Consider the following 650-nt stretch of genomic DNA (forward strand, 5'->3'; position numbering starts at 1 on the left):
CGATCGGCGATGATCGTCTGCTGCGGGTGGGCGGCCAGGACGTCCGGCGCGGCCTGCAGCATGCCCACCAGCACCTCACGCTCGTCGGCCTTGGCACCGCTGAGGGCGAACAGCACCGGCAGCCCGCCCAGCGTGCACAGCAGATGCAGCCGCAGCCCCCAGAAATACCGAGAGTGACTGGCGCAGTAGCCGTACTGCGCCCACCCGGCCAGATCCGAGCGGCGGGCGGTGTCGCGGGAGCGGCCGCATTCCACCGGTGTGGAATCGGCCACCCACACATCGTCACTCCACAGCGAGGTGTCGGCGGCCAGCATCCGGATCATGTGGACGACCAGATCGCAGGCGTTGCGCAGCCGCCGGTTGTAGCCGGACTGGCCGGGCAGGTACGGAAACATCCCGGCCAGCTCGGTGCGGGCGTGCCGCAGCCAGCGCCGTTCGGAGGTGAAGCCCAGCAGCGCTGACAACACCGCCAGGGTGACGAGCTCGGCGTCACTGAGCGTGGGAGCGAGGCCGACCTTCGGCCGCCAGGGAGCCAGGTGTGGTTGGGCCTTCAACGCGTCGTCGATTCGCACGTACAGTGCGGTTGCGAGGGTGTCTAACTCGTTCGTCACACATCGAGCATCGACACCCTCGCCCTATCCCTGCAGCTA

1 protein-coding gene is annotated in these 650 nt (G+C 68.5%); it reads right to left on the reverse strand.

Annotation, left to right across the window (positions count from 1 at the left end):
- Window positions 1–611 (reverse strand): IS982 family transposase (locus AC3EO4_RS55710; protein WP_431905000.1); only part of this gene is annotated, 611 nt, incomplete at its 3' end.
- Between the last annotated feature and the right edge of the window lie 39 nt (window positions 612–650).

This window comes from Nonomuraea sp. bgisy101, assembly GCF_057708945.1.